This window comes from Shimia gijangensis, from assembly GCF_900142085.1.
GTDB classification, from domain to species: domain Bacteria; phylum Pseudomonadota; class Alphaproteobacteria; order Rhodobacterales; family Rhodobacteraceae; genus Shimia; species Shimia gijangensis.
This window is the reverse complement of sequence record NZ_FQZQ01000003.1, coordinates 241,137-258,508: the sequence shown is the minus strand read 5'-3', so window position 1 is coordinate 258,508 and position 17,372 is coordinate 241,137. Positions and strand designations below refer to the sequence as shown.

Below are 17,372 nucleotides of genomic sequence, written 5' to 3'. Positions count from 1 at the left end.
CGCGCCCTGATTCGATCAGGGCGTGTTTTTTCGTGCCAATTCGTCACCAGTCCGACGGAAGAAGGGCAATTGTTAACGGGTCATGAACAATATGCTGAAATTATTGACTTTTTGACCAATTCCCAGCAGCTTTGTGGCAATATTTAGGCAAAAGGGGTTTTGTCATGATTGCTGCTCTTAGTATTTTGGGTGTCGTATTCTGGGTATGGGTCATTGATGAGGTAATCAATGACGACGACGACGACGACAAAAGTTCATCGGCGGAAGAAGAAGTTGTAACCGAAGAGGTTGCCTTGGGTGAAGGCGCAATAGATCTGCTTCAAGGTCTTGAAGGCGATGACAGCCTGTCTGGTGGCGAGGGCGTTGACATCCTGATCGGTGAAGAAGGCAACGATAGCTTGCGTGGCGGTGACGACGACGATCTTTTGCTCGGCAATGAAGATAACGACCTTCTGATCGGTGGTGACGGTGATGACGCGCTATTTGGTGGCGACGGTCAGGATACCATTGAAGGCCGCAGTGGCGACGACATTATCGACGGAACATCGCAGTTGAACGAGGACGTTTTGATTGCCTCGGCTCAGACGGCCGAATCTGTGGGTGATATCGTGTTTGAATTCAACGACGCGGAAGACACGGACCAAGGTGACGACATCGACGCTGGTGCTGGTGATGATCTTATCACCATGGGCAGCGAAGACTCGGTCACTGGAGGGGATGGCGCAGATCTCTTTGCCGGCGGTTGGTGGATTCGAGATGGCGAACCAGCCATTGTTGAAGATTATGACGAAGCAGAAGACCTTCTGACCTACACATACCAAGGTTCAACCGAGCCCGCGATCACTACTGATGTGAACGCGACTACGGGTGACGCGACTGTCTACGCTGATGGCAATGAGGTGATCGTGGTTATCAATGCCGGTCCAAGTCTCAATGCCAACAACATCGTGTTGCTTCAGGCATAAACGTGCCGGTTCAGCGCCCCTCGAATGTCGCGGGGCGCTTGTCCAGAAACGCGACTACACCTTCTTGAAAGTCGCGGGTTTTACCGCATTTCCCCTGCAGCTTGGCTTCCAGAGTCAACTGGGTGTCCAGTTCATTTGCGGTTGAGGCTTGCAGTGCTTGCTTGATCCGGCGGTAGGCTTGGGTGGGTCCTTCCGCCAGATGGCGCGCACGGGCTTTCCAGGTGTCCTCAAAGGCGTCATCTGCCGCCGCTTCCCAAATCATGCCCCAGCGCTCAGCCGTACGGGCGTCGATCTTTTCGGCAAACAATGAGGCCCCCATCGCACGAGCTGTTCCCACAAGGCGCGGCAACACATAAGTGCCGCCCGCATCCGGGATCAGGCCAATTTTAGAAAACGCCTGCATGAAAAAGGCGCTCTCGGCGGCTATCACCACATCCGCGGCCAGTGCAAGGTTGGCCCCTGCCCCCGCAGCCGCACCGTTGACGGCGGCAATCACCGGTACACGGCAATCCGTTATGGCGCGGATCATCGGCGTGTACTCATCACGCAGCCCACGTTCCAGGTCCATCGTGGCCGCACTACCATTGTCACCCAGATCCTGACCCGAGCAAAATGCCCGGCCAGCACCGGTCAGAACGACCACCCGGGCAGACTTCCCAGCCTCAAGCACCGAATGGGTAATCTCAGCGCGCATCTGCGCGGTCAGAGCATTCATCACGTCGGGCCTGTTCAGCGTGATAACTGCCATGCCGTCAGTAACGTCGTAAGTGATTGTCTGATAATCCATGGGGCTCTCCGCGATCCTGTATTCGACGCAAGTTAAGCACTGTTAACGCCTCAGAAAAACGCAACGGCGCGTCATTCGTCGAGAATCTTACTCAGGCGCGTCTTTTCTTCGTCGCTGAGGCCTTGTTCAACTGCCACCGGGGCGACGGATCGGCGCCTCAGATAGACCAGCGCCATGGCCAGAGCGATTAGCAACATGACCGGCCCAGCCAGCCACAGCAAAAGGTTCGATCCCGTACGTTGAGGTCGCAGCAACACATACTCGCCATAACGGTCCACGATATAGGCGATCGCCTCGGAATTGCTGTCTCCAGCTACCAGTCGTTCACGCACCAATATGCGCAGCTCCCGGGCCAAATCCGCGTTAGATTCGTCGATGCTTTCGTTCCGACAAACCAGACACCGCAGGTCTTTAGAGACCTCACGCGCACGTTCTTCCAAAACAGGGTCGTCCAGGACTTCGTCTGGTTGCACCGCCCAAACCGGCGCAGCAACCAGCAACAAGATCATCAACAGGCGTTTAATCATTCTGCAGGTACTCCGGATACCGGTGCCTTGCGGGCCCCGGCAGCGACGCGATACCGCCGATCACTCAGCGAGAATACCCCACCAATGGCCATCAGCAACGTGCCAAACCAGATCCAGTTTGTGAACGGTTTAATGTATACACGCATGGTGAAACCACCGTCTGCCTGAGGATCGCCAATCACCACATAGACGTCACGCATGATACGATAATCAATCGCGGCCTCAGTTGTTGGCATGGACGCCACCGGGTAAACGCGTTTCTCGGGATGCAGCGACGTAACCACGTTGCCATCTTTGCGCAAGGTCACATCCGCCATGGTGGTCAGATAGTTCGGCCCTTGGGTTTCACGAACATCGTCCAGGGTCAACTCATAGGCCCCAACGGTAAAGGGCTGGCCTTTATAGGCAACACGGATGTCTTCCTGCTCCCAGGCTGTCAATCCAGCAATCCCAAACATGGTGATCCCAAATCCGGCATGCGCCAGCGTTTTGCCCCAGTCGGCACGCGGCAACCGGCCCAGACGTCCAAGACGTTTACCCCAGCTTCCGCGCCCTGTGCGGCTCATCAAATCGACAATCGCGCCAAACACCAGCCATGCGCCAAGGAACAGGCCAACGGGACCCAAAAGGCTCCGCTCGGTTTGCATCGCCCAAACCAGCCCGGCCAAAGCCAGGGCCAGGATAAAAGCAGGCACCAAAGGTTTGATCGTGCGCACCAGTTTGGCGCGTTTCCAGGGCAGCATGGCCCCAACTGGCAAGATGACCCCAAGGGCCACCATAAAGGGCGTGAAGGCCATGTTGAAAAACGGCGCGCCCACGCTCAGCTTGCGAGTAAAGAATATCTCAGACACCAGCGGCCAGATGGTACCAATGAAGACAACAAAACAGGCCACGGCCAGCAGAATGTTGTTCAACACCAGAGCGCTTTCGCGGCTGACCATGCCAAAGATACCCTTGGCCTCCATCGCGCTGGCACGCGCTGCAAAAAGCATCAACGCGCCACCCATAAAGATCGCCAGAATGGCCAGAATGAACACCCCGCGTTCGGGATCGTTGGCAAATGCGTGCACAGACGTAATGACGCCCGAACGCACAATGAATGTTCCGATCAGCGAGAAACCGAACGCTAGAATGGCCAATAAGACAGTCCAGCTTTTCAACGCTTCGCGTTTTTCAACCACAATTGCCGAATGCACCAACGCTGCCGCCAAAAGCCACGGCATGAAGGATGCGTTTTCAACCGGGTCCCAGAACCAGAATCCACCCCAGCCGAGCTCGTAATAGGCCCACCATGAGCCCAGAGCGATGCCCAAGGTCAAAAAGACCCAAGCCGCCAGCGTCCATGGTCGCACCCAACGCCCCCAAGCGGCATCAATGCGCCCTTCGATCAATGCCGCAACAGCGAAGGAAAACGCCATCGAAAGACCAACGTAGCCAAGGTACAAAAACGGCGGGTGAAAGGCCAAACCGGGATCCTGCAACAACGGATTCAGACCTTCGCCATTAAATGGCGCGGTGCCCAATCGCGTGAACGGGTTTGATGTCAGAAGAATAAAGCCGAAGAAGGCCACCGCAACAGCCGCCTGAACCGACAGAACCCGCGCGCGCAACGTCGGCGGTAGGTTGCCTCCGAACCAAGCTGCGCAAGCCCCAAACAGCGTCAGGATCAGCACCCACAACAGCATCGATCCCTCGTGGTTGCCCCATACCCCGCTGATTTTATACAACATCGGCTTCATCGTATGGCTATTCATCGTGACCAGACGTACGGAAAAGTCCGATACCACAAAGGCATAGGTCAATGCCGCAAAGGAAAAGGCTGTCAGAAGGAATTGAATACCCGCCGCCGGTTCCGCCACGGCCATCCAGCCGGGCCAGCGTTTATAGGCACCAATAAGAGGAACGACTGCCTGCACCAATGCGGTGAAAGCAGCGAGGATCAGGGCAAAGTGGCCAAGTTCAGTAATCATGGTCGGATATATAGAGCGCCTGCCCCCCGGGGCCAATGACTTTCGTTAGGTCGCGGCGATCACATTGTCGCGTTTAGCCACGTGTTTTGCGCCAGTCCAAAAGAGCCGGGTTGCCTTCACGGGGTCTCAGGCTTTGTAAGCGATGCAGATTTTCAACCACAGTCGGCACCTGCCCCATGGTATGTGCGATGGAGCGTTGGAATTCCTGGCCCTTGACCTGATGACGCGCGCCGAAATAGAAACTGACAATGCCCCCCAAAAGCCACCAAAGCGGCTCGGGCACCAAGGCAATGCCCGCCATGCGTTCGGCAAACCACACCGGGTTCACCATGGCCGAGATTACCAGCCCCAGACAACCCAACGCCATCATCGGACGTGGCAGGCGGTTCACGCCATCCATTGCGCGATCAAACCAGCCACGCTGGGCGGGATAAAACTCGGCGCTGTGCGCTGCCATGGCCGCCAGTTGCACGTTTTTGCCACGCTCAGCACCTGCCTCGGCATTTTCAAGAAACGCACCTGCTGTTTCGACCACCACATTGCGGCCGCCACCAAAAATCAGGTTTAATAGGTTCCCAATTATCCCCATGCTGCCACCCTTTCGGAAAATGCCGCGTTGCTCAGGTGGTAGCGCGGCGAGATAAACTCTTCGGCGCGTTTGATCCAGCCACCTTTGCCCCCGGCCCGGGTGCGCGCGTATTTTCGGCTTGCCGGGCGTTTGTCTGCCAATCGGAAATAGTAATTACGCCGTGCAATCCCATATGCATCCGCCAGATGACTCGGCGCATCTTCAGCAGCACTTTGACAGGCCGCCAGCGTTTGCGGTCCCAAAGCACTGTCCACATCCACTGCATAGCTCATGTCGCACAAAAGCTGTTGCAGGATGCGGATCGCATTACTGCCTGCATTGACATACATATCAAACACTGACGCCTGCAGCATCTCTGGCAATTCAGCCAGGCCCGGGGTTTCGAAGTAGTGTTTAAGGTAGATATCAACCGCCTGATCCCGGCTAAGACGGCGCACATCGCGTGCGTCAATCTTGCCATTGCCATCCAGATCAAGCCCCAAGCGGCGCATCGTGTGAATCGTCACACCGTGGTTTGTCACCCCCCCGGGATCATCCGGATCGTTCACATATCCACCTTCACGATCGATGATCTCTTGCGCAATTGCCCGTACGTCTTTCATGGCTCACCTCATTCACGAATTCACGTTGGAACACTGGGGTGGAATGGTTAACGGACCGCGATGGCACCGTTCTGTGGGCCAAACGGAAAAGGCCCGCAGCCATGCTACGGGTCTTTAACTCAGTCGGTTGGCGCCTTGGGTTTTAGGATTCAGGCTCTTGATACACGCCTTGTTCCTTCAGCGCATCGACCACTTCTTTGGGCATATAGGTCTCATCGTGTTTTGCCAGAATTTCGTCGGCCTCAAACACGCCATTCACGTAGCTTCCGGTGCCAATCATGCCCTGATTTTCCTCGAACAGGTCTGGCAACACACCCTTAAAAGTCACTGGAATAGACGCGCCACCATCGGTCACGTTGAACTTGATCGTGTCACCCTCACCCCGCACCAATGTGCCCTCTTCGACCAGTCCGCCAATGCGGAATGTTTCGTTGGGCGCAGGTGGGGCTTCGGCCACTTCACTGGGTGAGCGGAAAAAGTTGATCCCGTCCTGCATGGCATAGCCAATCAAAGCTGTTGAAACAGCCAGCGCCACAAAGGCCAGCACAATCACTTGTATCCGGCGACGTTTCTTGAGGTTTTTCATCCTCGTTCCCTTTCTCGGCTTTAGGGGAAGACCGGCGCCAACATCAGGCCCTCTGTTTCCTCTTCCCCAAGCATCAGGTTTGCATTCTGCAACGCCTGCCCGCTTGAGCCCTTGGTCAAATTGTCCAGTGCCGCGATCACGATCACGCGGCCCTCGATCCGGTCGGCCACCACGCCCACATGGCAAAAGTTCGACGCCCGGATATGTTTCGTGCTGGGTACCTCGCCAAACGGCAGAACCTTAACGAAAGGCTCATCGTGATAGGCTGTAACCAGCGTGTCATGTACTTCTTGTGCATTTCCATGCACATAGGCCGTGCCTAGAATACCCCGGTTTGCAGGCACCAGATGTGGGGTGAACTGAATGCGCACCTCACGCCCGGCTAACTTACTGAACTCCTGGTCAAATTCGCCCAGATGCCGGTGTTTTCCACCCACCGCATAGGCGTGATAACCTTCGCTCAGCTCAGCATGCAAAAGGTTCTCCTTAAGCGACCGACCCGCGCCCGATACAGCACATTTGAGATCGAGGATGATATGATCAAAGTCAATTACCCCGGCTTTGATCAATGGCGACAACATGTACTGACCCGTGGCCGCATTGCAGCCTGTGCCCGCCACCAGCCGCGCAGATCTGATATCTTCGCGGTAAAATTCGGTTAGGCCATAAACGGCCTCGGCCTGACACTCGAGAGCATCGTGTTCACCACCGTACCATTTGACGTATTCTTCGGGGTCGCGCAGCCGGAAATCTGCTGATAAATCAACCACTTTTAACGTCTTTGGCAGAACCTTGATCACCCGTTGACTGGTGGCATGGGGCAACGCGCAAAAGCACAGGTCAACATCCGAGAAATCAATCTCATCAATCTTGCACAACGTCGGCAATGCCAGATGGCGCAGATGCGGGAAAACTTCGGACATTTCCATGCCGGCCTTACGGTCCGCCGACAACGCAACCACCTCCATTTTTGGGTGGGTTGCAATCAGCCGAACCAATTCGGCTCCGGTATAGCCAGACGCCCCTAAAATGGCGATTTTGTGCGTTTTGTACATTTTTCTGGACCCCTTTGTCCGTTTTGTACAAACCCTAAACGGGTCTGCCGCCCCACATTTAAGCGGAACTTAATCTTTGATTTGGAAAATTGCGAGAGGCGTCTTTATCACGCCGACTGAAAGGTGATCTTTCGTCGGAGAAACTGGGTCGCACGATCAGACACCCGGCCCGCGTCACCAGTTGTCAGGAACAGAGACTCAGCCCCCGAGCCGATCATATTGGGATGACGCGTTAAGTAATCCGCAAGGGATTCAGCGACCAGATTGGCTTGTGAATAGACTTTCACATCCTCGCCCAACGCCGTTTGAAACGTTTCGTGCATCAATGGGTAATGCGTGCAGCCCAAAATAGCCGCCTGTGGGTCCGGCATTTTGCGTTTTAACGCGTCTACGTGGCTGCGCACCAAGGCCTCGGCCAAAATCAAGTCACCCTCTTCGATGGCATCCACAACGCCACCACAGGCCTGGGCCTCAACATCGACACCAATGGCACGAAACGCCAATTCACGTTGAAAAGCCCGGCTGGCGACGGTTGCGGGGGTGGCAAACAATGCCACATGCTTGACCTCAACTTCACGGGGAGGAGAATTGTCACCCCAGTTACGTTCGGTCAGGGCTTCGATCAACGGGACAAACACACCGAGCACACGCTTGTCAGTGGGAAGCCAGCTTTCCTGCATCCGCCGCAGTGCTGCTGCGCTCGCCGTATTGCAGGCCAAAATGATGAGATCACAGCCAGCATCCCACATCTTTTCGATCGCTGAAGTGGTCAGGTTGTAAACATCATCCGCATCTCGCACGCCGTAGGGCGCGTTTGCGTTATCGCCAAAATAGACAAACGGCACATCCGGCAACCTCTTGGTCACCGCGTCCAGAACTGTCAGTCCACCTAAACCGCTATCAAATATGCCAACTGCCATCTCATTGCCCACCCAAAGGCTTTATGTCCGGTGTTTCTCTTCAAATTCAAACCCATAGCCGTCTACCGGGACCGGCTTTGGTGACAATTCATACGTCCGTTGTCGCAGGAAGTCCATGAGACCTTTGGAATCCGCAGAGAACACTTGTAGTTCGGCCTGCCCAATCGGTTTTCCAATCGAAACCCGCACCGGTGTGTCCACCCGTTTGCCAAATTCCTTGATCAGCAACCCCAACCGCAAGGTACTGTGCAAATGGCTGGCGATCTGGAACAGCCTGCTGGTATGGCCATCAAAAAATACCGGCACCACTTGCGCGTTGGACTTGGTAATCATGCGCGCCGTAAAGCTGCGCCAACCGGGATCGAGCGGGCGGCCAAAGGGCTTGGCAGCGGTGCTGACGGTTCCGCCAGGGAAAATCCCGATGGCCCCGCCCTGATTTAGATAGTCCAGCGCCACCTTGCGCGTGTTCAGGTTAAGCTTCACCGCGGCTTTGTCTTCCGCAAACGAGATCGGCAGGACAATCCGATTCAGCTCTTCGGCCTTTTGGAAAACGTTGTTGGCCAGAATGCGAAAATCGCCGCGCACTTCGCTCAAAATATGGCCCATCATCATCCCGTCGAGAATGCCAAAAGGATGGTTGGCCACTAACAAAAGCGGACCGTCGCGGGGGACATTTTCCAGCGATCCGGCGACCACCTCAAGGCTAAGACCATAGCGTTCCATCATCACACGCCAGAAATCGCGCCCTTCGGCGATTTCACTTTCGTAGCCCTCGGCCCGTTTGATCAGGCCCAGACGCCCTGTTGCGTTTTCCAGCACACGGATCAAAGTGCGCCCGCCGCGTGTGGCGGCGGAATGCGCATAGCTGATCTCGCGAGTCACATCGCTTTGCATCGTCATGGCTGGCCATCCGTATCTGTCGCCTGCCGTATAAGAAGGATCAACGTCACTGAACAGAGTTTAAAATGCCGCTGTGACGTTTTCATTACGCTAGGGCAACTACTCGGCTGCGGCGGCCACTTTTCCACTTCCCTGCAAAGCCGCAAGCAGTTCTTCACGGCGCTTGGCAGCTTTGGCTTCGTTGGCCAGTTTCACAGGACCAAATCCGCGAATTTGACTTGGCAATTCGGCCAAAGCGATGGCCGCATCCGGCACTTCATCACCATGATCGCGCAGCACCATTTTCATGTCACCTTCATATTGGCGGATCAGAGCGCGTTCCATTTTGCGTTCTTCTGTGCGGCCAAAGATGTCAAATGGCGTGCCACGCAGGGATTTCATGCGCGCCAGCACGCGGAACCAGCGCTCCATACCCGCCCCGTATTCCTTTTTGCGGGGCCGACCGTTAGGGCCATCGCTGGTTAGCATTGGCGGTGCCAAATGGTATTTGATTTCGAAATCACCCTCGAACACTTCAATCGCCTTGGCGCGACTTTCAAGATGGAGGCGCGCGACCTCATATTCATCCTTGTAAGACAGCAACTTATGATACCCAACGGCAACCGCTTCTTTGAGAGTTTCGTCCTGAATGCTGTCCACCATTTTGCGATACCGTTTGGCCAATCCTTTGCCTTGGTATTTCGTCAGATGGTTCGCTCGAAAGGCGACTTTTTCGTCCAATGTTTTGGGCAACTTGATCACAATTGGCTCAATCAAGTTTGCGGCCTCAGTTGGGTGCAACACAGCCCAACGACCGATTTCAAAGGCCCGCAGGTTCCGCTCGACGGCCGCGCCATTGACCGTGATCGCGTGCCGCAGCGCTTCGCCGCTGACTGGGATCAGGCCTTTTTGCCATGCCGCCCCAAAGATCATCATATTGGAAAAGATGCTGTCACCCAGCACGACCCGCGCCAGATCCGATGCGTCAAACAAAGACAGCCCATCACGCAGACGCGCCTCAAGAGCAATCTCTAAGCGACTGATAGGAAGTGAAAACTCTGTATCACGCGTAAAGTCTCCGGTGATGATCTCGTGACTGTTGACCACGGCTCCCGTGCGTCCTGTGCTGGTGAGGCCCAGTGTTTTAGCCCCAGCGCTGACCACCAGATCCCCGCCAATAAGCGCGTCACATTCGCCAGTGGCGACGCGGATCGCGCTGATGTCTTCAGGCGTTTCAGCGAGACGACAGTGAATGTGCACCGCGCCACCCTTTTGGGCGAGCCCCGCCATTTCCATCATACCGGCCGCTTTGCCATCAATCTGCGCAGCCTGCGCCAACACAGCCCCGATGGTTACAACGCCTGTGCCTCCGACCCCTGTGATGACCACATTATGGGTGCCGTCTATGGGCTTGATTTCCGGCTCCGGCATATTGGGCAAGTCCAGATCAGCCGTGGCTTCCTTGCGAATTTTGGCCCCTTCGACAGTCACAAAGGACGGGCAGAAGCCATTCACACATGAGAAATCTTTGTTGCAAGAAGATTGATTGATCGCCCGTTTGCGGCCCAGTTCGGTTTCGACGGGTTCGATTGAAATACAGTTCGATTGCACGCCGCAATCACCACAGCCTTCGCAGATATCGGTGTTAATGAAGACCCGCTTGTCCGGGTCCGGGAACAAACCGCGCTTGCGGCGACGCCGTTTCTCGGACGCGCAGGTCTGAACATAAACAATAACAGATACACCTTTGATTTTGATCATTTCCTCCTGAACGGGCATCAGGTATTCCCGCTCTTTGAATTCCACCCCTTGAGGGAACTCAGCCCTGTCCAGATCTTCCTTATCGTCGTAAACCACAGTCAGCTTTTCAACGCCCATTGCCATCACTTCTGACGCTATACGCTGCGGAGACAGATCGCCGTCATTGGCCTGCCCGCCGGTCATCGCCACGGCATCATTGAACAGGATTTTGTAAGTGATGTTGGTGCCCGCCGCCAAGGCCGCCCGGATCGCCTGAACGCCCGAATGATTATATGTGCCGTCACCAAGGTTCTGAAAGACGTGATCGCGGGTCGAAAATGGCGCTTCGCCGACCCAGTTGGCGCCTTCGCCACCCATATGGGTAAAGCCGGTGGTTTCGCGGTCCATCCACTGCACCATATAGTGACACCCGATCCCGGCATAGGCGCGACTGCCCTCTGGCAGCTTGGTGGATGAGTTGTGCGGGCAACCCGAACAAAAGTAAGGAATACGTGCTGCGATATCTTCGGCATTGTCCGCGCGGCGCGCATCATCCAGCGCCTGCATGCCAGCCTTGACACCTTCTGTGCCACGACCTTCTTCTATCAATATATCGCCCAGTTTTTGCGCAATCATAATCGGATCCAGCGCACCGCGCGTCGGGAACAGCTCCTCTCCGTGCATAGAGCCCGCACCGCCGCCTTTGTGCCAGCCATAGACACGGCGCCCTCGTCGGTCATCAAAGATGGCTTCTTTGACTTGAACTTCGATCAGCTTGCGCTTTTCTTCAACAATTACAATCAATTCAAGGCCTTCAGCCCATTCACTGAAACTATGCATGTCCAGCGGGAAAGTTTGCCCGATTTTGTAAGTGGTGATACCAAGCCGCTCGGCTTCGGCTTCATCGATCCCCAGCAAATCCAGAGAGTGCTCCAAATCCAGCCAGTTCTTACCGGCGGCGGCAAAGCCAATTTTCGCGCCCGGTTTGCCCCAAACACGTTTGTCCATCTTGTTGGCTCGCGAAAATGCCTCGGCTGCAAAGCGCTTGTAATCGATCATCCGCGCTTCCTGAGCGTGCGGCGTATCAATCAGGCGAATATTTAATCCACCCTCGGGCATGTCAAATTCGGGTGTCACAAAACTCAGGCGATGTGGATCACCATTCACCACCGATGTCGCCTCAATCGTGTCTTTCATAGTCTTCAGACCAACCCAGACACCCGCAAATCGCGACAGGGCAATGCCATAAAGCCCGAAATCCATGACCTCTTGCACACCCGCCGGGGAAACGATCGGCATATAGGCATCCACCAAAGCCCATTCCGATTGGTGCAGTACTGTTGAGCTTTCACCCGTGTGGTCGTCCCCCATAGCCATCAACACGCCACCGTTCGTCGATGTACCGGCCATATTGGCGTGGCGCATGACATCGCCGGTGCGATCTACCCCCGGGCCTTTGCCGTACCACAGCCCGAAAACACCGTCGAACTTGCCCTCGCCACGCAGCTCGGCCTGTTGGGCACCCCAAAGATGGGTGGCGGCCAGGTCTTCGTTCAACCCAGACTGAAACCGCACATTTGCAGCCGTCAGCTCTTTTTCGGCGCGCATCATCTGGCTATCCACAGCCCCAAGCGGTGAGCCACGATACCCGGTGACAAACCCAGCCGTGTTCAATCCCGCTTTGGCGTCCCGTGCATTTTGCATCAACATCAAACGAACAAGCGCCTGAGTCCCGCTCAGCAGGACATTGCGTTTACTCAGGTCAAACCTGTCATTCAGCGACACTGTTTGGATACTCATCGGACGCCTCCCCTCGTTTGATGGTGTTGATATAATATAGAGGAACAATAGGTCATAATTTCTGACCCATCAACAAATTTCTGCGAATTCCCCGTGACAATCCGTGGCTAGCGGTTACGTTTTCATTCTGTTTCGCCTAGACAGGAAACGGGTTAACGAAAGTTGCGAACATGGATTGGGATAAGCTTAGAATCTTTCACGCGGTCGCGGATGCAGGGAGCCTCACCCATGCAGGCGACTCGCTGCATTTGTCGCAATCAGCAGTTTCGCGTCAAATTCGCGCATTGGAAGAAAGCCTGAACACCACACTTTTTCATCGCCACGCCCGTGGATTGATTCTCACCGAACAGGGCGAGTTGTTGTTTGACGCGACCAAATCGATGAACAAGCGTCTGGATGCTGCAGCTGCGCGCATACGCGACAGCGAAGAAGAGGTCTTTGGTGAACTGCGAGTCACAACCACAATCGGATTCGGAACTCTTTGGTTGGCCCCGCGCTTGCCGAAGCTTTACGAAAAATACCCGGACCTCAACATTGACCTGATGCTGGAAGAGCGTGTTCTGGACCTGCCGATGCGCGAAGCAGACGTGGCCATTCGGATGAAAGAGCCCTCTCAGGCGGACCTGATCCGCAAACGCCTGATGAGCGTTCACATGCGCCTTTATGCGACACCTGAGTACATTGCTCAAAAGGGCAATCCTGACTCCGAGAAGCAACTCGGAAATCACCGACTGATTTGCCAGAACATCAGTTCTGCGCAGGTTGGTGCGGGCGCGAACCTTGTTCAGACCTTGCTCAGTAACGAAATTCCATCGGTTCTTTACGTCAACAACTACTTTGGCGTTTTACAAGCCGTGCTGCACAATCTCGGAATCGGCGTATTGCCTGACTATGTGACCCAGGATTTCCCGAATCTGGTGCGCGTTTTGCCCGATGTCGACTCGGGCGAAATCCCTGTGTTTTTGGCCTACCCAGAAGAATTACGTCAATCCAAACGGATTTCGGCCTTTCGCGACTTTGTACAGGAAGAGATTATTTCACATCGCAAGCAATTGAGGGCAAAGGAAAATCCCCAAGCCATGCGCTGAACGCATAACGGCAATGCTGCAATTGCTGCATGGTTTCTCTTGATCGTTTCAGAACTGATGCCTAATTCATCTCTTGAAGGCGATGATTGCTTAAAAGCGCATCATCTTCACCTCCCTGTTGGACTTCGGCCGAGCTTATTTGCTCGGCCTTTTTTTTTGGTGTCTCGCTGGGGCAGCCTGATGACCATATGTCAATCTGCCAGAAACTCAGTGATTTTGTCCGTAGCTGCGCTATGGTTGTCTCAAAGGGACAAATTTCGGATTTTCTTATGTTACGCATTCTCAGAACCATTGCTTTTTCGACGCTACTCTCCGTTTTCATTGCGCCTCTTGCGCTGGCACAGTCCGTCGCTGCTCTGACAGGATCAGGATCGACTGATGAGACGGCACCTGTCATAACACCCGAAGACATGACCCCTGAGGCCATTGACGCGATGGTTGCCCGCATGTCGGACGACCAGGTTCGCGCATTGCTGCTGGAACGGTTGGATTCTGTTGCCGCAAAAGCTGATGACGTGGCCCCCAAAGCAACCTTGGGGCAACGCGTCACAAACCTTTGGAACGCCTTTATCTCTCCGCCGATCGAAGTGGTGCAGAAATTTCCTCGCCTGATCGAAATGGAGAGGCTGGCTTTTGGCAACCTGCTTGGCCACACAGGCGGGTTTGGAGGATTGCTTGTCCTTCTTGGTCTGATCGCTTTGGTCTTGGTCATCGGTTTTGCCGCCGAATATATTGTGCGGACATTTCTGGCCCGCCGTGTCCGTCAGAATGCTGACCTCTCAGGCGAGCAAACTTTACGGGATGCGCTGGGCTTTTTGATGCGGCGCTTTCTGCGCGAGATCTTTGGTCTTGTTGTGTTCTACATCGCGTTGCGTATTGCGGGACGGGCCATCTTGTCCCCGGCCATGCTAACCTTTGCGGCCCCTCTTGTGACCTATCTGATCTGGATGCCAAGACTTGCCGCCGCGATGTCACGGTTTATGCTGGCCCCGCATCGCCCGGATCTGCGGCTTGTAACAATTGATGATCATTGGGCCCGTTTTTTGCACCGCAATCTCGTCGGGCTTGTTTTTCTGGCAGGTTTCACGATGTACATCGTCGGCTTTAACGCAGCGATGGGTGTACCGCCGGGTGCGACACGCCTTGGATACATGCTGGATACCATGGTCTATGTCTTTGTCGCGGTCATCGCTTTGACTGCACGCGAAGGTCTGCAAGCAATGATGCTGGGCTCTGATCCGGACCCCACATCGTTTGATCAGCGGGTGGCGCATGGATATCCGTATTTTGCAGTCGCAGTCGCGGCCGGAACCTGGGTTCTGGTAACTATTCTGCTCGGCATGGGCAAAGTCGATGCGCTTTTGAATGGCGCGCATTACTATACCATGGGTCTGTTGCTGGCGATGCCTATCATCGATACGGCCATTCGAGGTGTCGTGCGTCATGTGGTGCCGCCAATGCAAGGCGAAGGTCCTGTGGCCGAAGCCGCGTATAAGGAAACCAAGCGCAGTTTTGTTCGTATTGGCCGGGTGATTGCAGCTGGTGTTGTCCTGCTACTGATCGCCCACGCATGGGATACCAATTATCTGGAACTGTTCCGTCAACAAGCTGGCATCGCAGACAATTTGTTCAGCTTTGCCATGACTTGTGTGTTTGGCTACATCGCCTACGAAGCAGCATCGCTATGGATTAACCGCCGTCTGGCAGCTGAACAGACAGCACTTGGCTTGTCTCAGGAGGACGCTGATGCGGAAATGGGTGGGGCCAGCGGGTCGCGGCTTTCCACGGTTTTGCCGTTGATGTTGTTGACCGCACGTTCGGCGATCATTGTTGTCTTCGGGCTCTTGGCGATTGGCAATTTGGGAATAGACATCACACCGCTTCTGGCAGGTGCTGGTGTCATTGGCCTCGCTATTGGTTTTGGCGCGCAAAAACTGGTCACAGACGTGGTTTCGGGCGTCTTCTTCCTGATTGACGACGCCTTCCGTGTCGGCGAATACGTCGAAATGGACGGCACCATGGGTGCGGTGGAGAAAATATCGATCCGCTCTATGCAGTTGCGCCATCACAGGGGGCCTGTGCATACCATTCCTTATGGTGAAATCCCCAAGCTGACCAACTACAGTCGTGACTGGGTTATTATGAAGCTCAAATTCACAGTGCCGTTTGATACTGACCCCAACAAGGTCAAAAAGATCTTCAAAAAGATCGGTCAGGACATGCTGGTAGATCCCTTGTTCGCAGATGATTTCCTGCAGCCATTTAAGTCACAAGGCGTCTTCGATATCGACGACGTCGGCATGGTGATCCGGGGCAAATTTATGGCCAAGCCTGGCAAACAGTTCATGATCCGCAAAGAGATCTATAACAAGGTCAAGGCCGCATTTGCTGAGGCTGGTATCGATTTTGCCCGCCGTGAAGTGCGTGTGGCGATCCCCGGTTTGGAGCACCATGACGAGATGACAGACGAAGAAAAAGCTCAAGTGGCGGCAGCTGGCGCAGCAGCAGCGGCTGCATCCCAGCAAACAGAAGAGGTGCCGGGATCTGGTGAGGGCTCTAAACCCGGTGACTAGGGTGATGCGGCGATTGAAACCATTGACAAAACACACATGCCTGCGCGAAATCGCGGGCATGTATTCTATCTTGCAACCATTCAGCACCCGTGCATCCATTGCTGGTGTCCGCAGGGGATTGCAGGTTCTTTTGATCTCGGCTGTCGTTGGTCTGAGTTTCCCTGACGCAAGTCAGGCAGAAGGTCCGATAGACAATACATCAAACACCATCAATGACACGACCGACGACCATGAAACCTATGGCTTTCGCTCGGGGTCCTTCTTGGTTGCACCTATTCCCTTTAAAAACCCAACAATCGGCGCCGGCTTGGCCTTGGGTGCTGGGTATTTGTTCAAGTTTGACGAAGCCAGTAAGACCTCCCACGTCGCATTGGGCGCCATGTTAAGTGACAATGGCACCAACGGAATTGGTGCTGCTACCTCTCTTGCGTGGAATAACAACCGCTGGATCCTTGACGCGACGGTGGCAGAAGCCGAGGCGTTTTATGACCTTTACGTCGGCGGCGTGCCTGTAGCGTTGCGTCAAGAAGGGTCTCTTTTCAAAGCCAGTTTGCTCTATGGTGTGACCCCGCATTTCTTCTTTGGGCCCGAAGTTCGATATCTCGATACAACGGTCGGGCTTGATGGGCCGGGCTTTCTTCCGCCTGGACTGGTTCCTGACAGCAAACTCACCCTAGGCAACTTTGGCCTGGTAACCCGCTATGACACACGTGACGATTCACTGTACCCGCGTTTGGGGGTTTATCTGGATTCAGCCATTTTGGGGGGGTGGACCATTGAAGGTATCGCTAAGGAGTACGCCAGAGGGTTCATAAACTTTGCACTGTATCGCTCAATTGGCGACAGAACTGTCTTTGCCTCACAATTGTCCACTTGTGCCGCTTCAAGCGACACGCCGTTTTTCGATCAGTGTGCGCTAGGCAAAGAGGATTCATTTCGAGGGTTTTCAACAACGCAATACTATGATGACCGCAGCTTGTCTCTGCAGTTAGAAATTCGTCGGAAACTTGGCACAAGGCTTGGCCTTGTGGCCTTTGCAGGCGCAGGTATGACCGGTCCGGACTATGCTTCGCTTGATTTGGGTGGCGTTCATGCGGCTGGCGGTTTGGGTGTGCGGTTCCAATTGACCAAAAAATTCGAAACCGATTTTTCAATAGATGTCTCATATAACGATGAAGACGAAGAAATTGTGTACATCTATGTTGGCCAACGCTTCTGACTGCGACCTGTTAGCCCTTTCCCTTATGGCCTGACTGACCTAAAAGCCCTGTTAAACGCGTCTTTAATGGGA

At 54.6% G+C, this 17,372-nt stretch carries 14 protein-coding genes; 4 read left to right on the top strand and 10 right to left on the bottom strand.

What is annotated here, in order from left to right; genetic code table 11:
* The first annotated feature begins 164 nt into the window (after positions 1-164).
* Positions 165-965, top strand: a complete 801-nt coding sequence (locus BUC32_RS04325; protein WP_073249780.1) for a calcium-binding protein — start codon at positions 165-167, stop codon at positions 963-965.
* Between the two features lie 10 nt (positions 966-975).
* On the opposite strand, the gene BUC32_RS04320 is transcribed toward BUC32_RS04325, so the two are convergent.
* The 10 genes from BUC32_RS04320 to BUC32_RS04275 form a co-directional block, all read right to left on the bottom strand.
* Entirely contained in the window at positions 976-1,752 is a 777-nt protein-coding gene (locus BUC32_RS04320) for an enoyl-CoA hydratase-related protein (protein WP_073249778.1), read from the bottom strand.
* Between the two features lie 71 nt (positions 1,753-1,823).
* On the bottom strand, positions 1,824-2,276 hold the full coding sequence (locus BUC32_RS04315) for a cytochrome c-type biogenesis protein (protein ID WP_175556896.1): 453 nt from the start codon (positions 2,274-2,276) through the stop codon (positions 1,824-1,826).
* Positions 2,276-4,249: a heme lyase CcmF/NrfE family subunit gene (locus BUC32_RS04310; protein WP_073249774.1), complete on the bottom strand. Its 1,974-nt coding sequence runs from the start codon at positions 4,247-4,249 to the stop codon at positions 2,276-2,278. The genes BUC32_RS04315 and BUC32_RS04310 overlap by 1 nt, the downstream gene beginning before the upstream one ends.
* A 73-nt stretch (positions 4,250-4,322) precedes the next feature.
* Complete coding sequence (locus tag BUC32_RS04305) at positions 4,323-4,838, bottom strand: holin family protein (RefSeq protein ID WP_073249772.1); 516 nt, start codon at positions 4,836-4,838, stop codon at positions 4,323-4,325.
* The gene (locus BUC32_RS04300; RefSeq protein ID WP_073249770.1) at positions 4,829-5,440 is read right to left on the bottom strand and encodes a holin-associated N-acetylmuramidase; all 612 of its coding nucleotides are present in this window, start codon (positions 5,438-5,440) and stop codon (positions 4,829-4,831) included. Before BUC32_RS04300 ends, BUC32_RS04305 begins: the two co-directional genes overlap by 10 nt.
* Positions 5,441-5,582: 142 nt before the next feature.
* On the bottom strand, positions 5,583-6,026 hold the full coding sequence (gene ccmE / locus BUC32_RS04295; protein WP_073249768.1) for a cytochrome c maturation protein CcmE: 444 nt from the start codon (positions 6,024-6,026) through the stop codon (positions 5,583-5,585).
* A gap of 20 nt (positions 6,027-6,046) precedes the next feature.
* Entirely contained in the window at positions 6,047-7,081 is a 1,035-nt protein-coding gene (argC, locus tag BUC32_RS04290) for an N-acetyl-gamma-glutamyl-phosphate reductase (RefSeq protein ID WP_073249766.1), read from the bottom strand.
* A 107-nt stretch (positions 7,082-7,188) separates the two neighbouring features.
* Positions 7,189-8,001 (bottom strand): glutamate racemase, encoded by an 813-nt coding sequence (gene murI, locus BUC32_RS04285; RefSeq protein ID WP_073249764.1) that lies wholly within the window; start codon positions 7,999-8,001, stop codon positions 7,189-7,191.
* Positions 8,002-8,022: 21 nt separating this feature from the next.
* On the bottom strand, positions 8,023-8,901 hold the full coding sequence (locus tag BUC32_RS04280) for a lysophospholipid acyltransferase family protein (protein ID WP_073249762.1): 879 nt from the start codon (positions 8,899-8,901) through the stop codon (positions 8,023-8,025).
* Positions 8,902-9,000: 99 nt separating this feature from the next.
* Positions 9,001-12,420 (bottom strand): indolepyruvate ferredoxin oxidoreductase family protein, encoded by a 3,420-nt coding sequence (locus BUC32_RS04275; RefSeq protein ID WP_073249760.1) that lies wholly within the window; start codon positions 12,418-12,420, stop codon positions 9,001-9,003.
* A gap of 170 nt (positions 12,421-12,590) precedes the next feature.
* Between BUC32_RS04275 and BUC32_RS04270 the strand changes: the two genes are divergently transcribed.
* The 3 genes from BUC32_RS04270 to BUC32_RS04260 all read left to right on the top strand — a co-directional run bounded on the left by BUC32_RS04270 (position 12,591) and on the right by BUC32_RS04260 (position 17,300).
* Positions 12,591-13,508, top strand: a complete 918-nt coding sequence (locus BUC32_RS04270; protein WP_073249758.1) for a LysR family transcriptional regulator — start codon at positions 12,591-12,593, stop codon at positions 13,506-13,508.
* A 269-nt stretch (positions 13,509-13,777) separates the two neighbouring features.
* Positions 13,778-16,081 carry a mechanosensitive ion channel family protein gene (locus BUC32_RS04265; protein WP_073249880.1) on the top strand — a complete coding sequence of 768 codons (2,304 nt, stop codon included), beginning with the start codon at positions 13,778-13,780 and terminating at the stop codon, positions 16,079-16,081.
* 13 nt (positions 16,082-16,094) lie between these two features.
* A complete protein-coding gene (locus tag BUC32_RS04260; RefSeq protein WP_139280628.1) occupies positions 16,095-17,300 on the top strand; it encodes a BamA/TamA family outer membrane protein in 1,206 nt (401 codons plus the stop codon).
* Positions 17,301-17,372 lie beyond the last annotated feature (72 nt).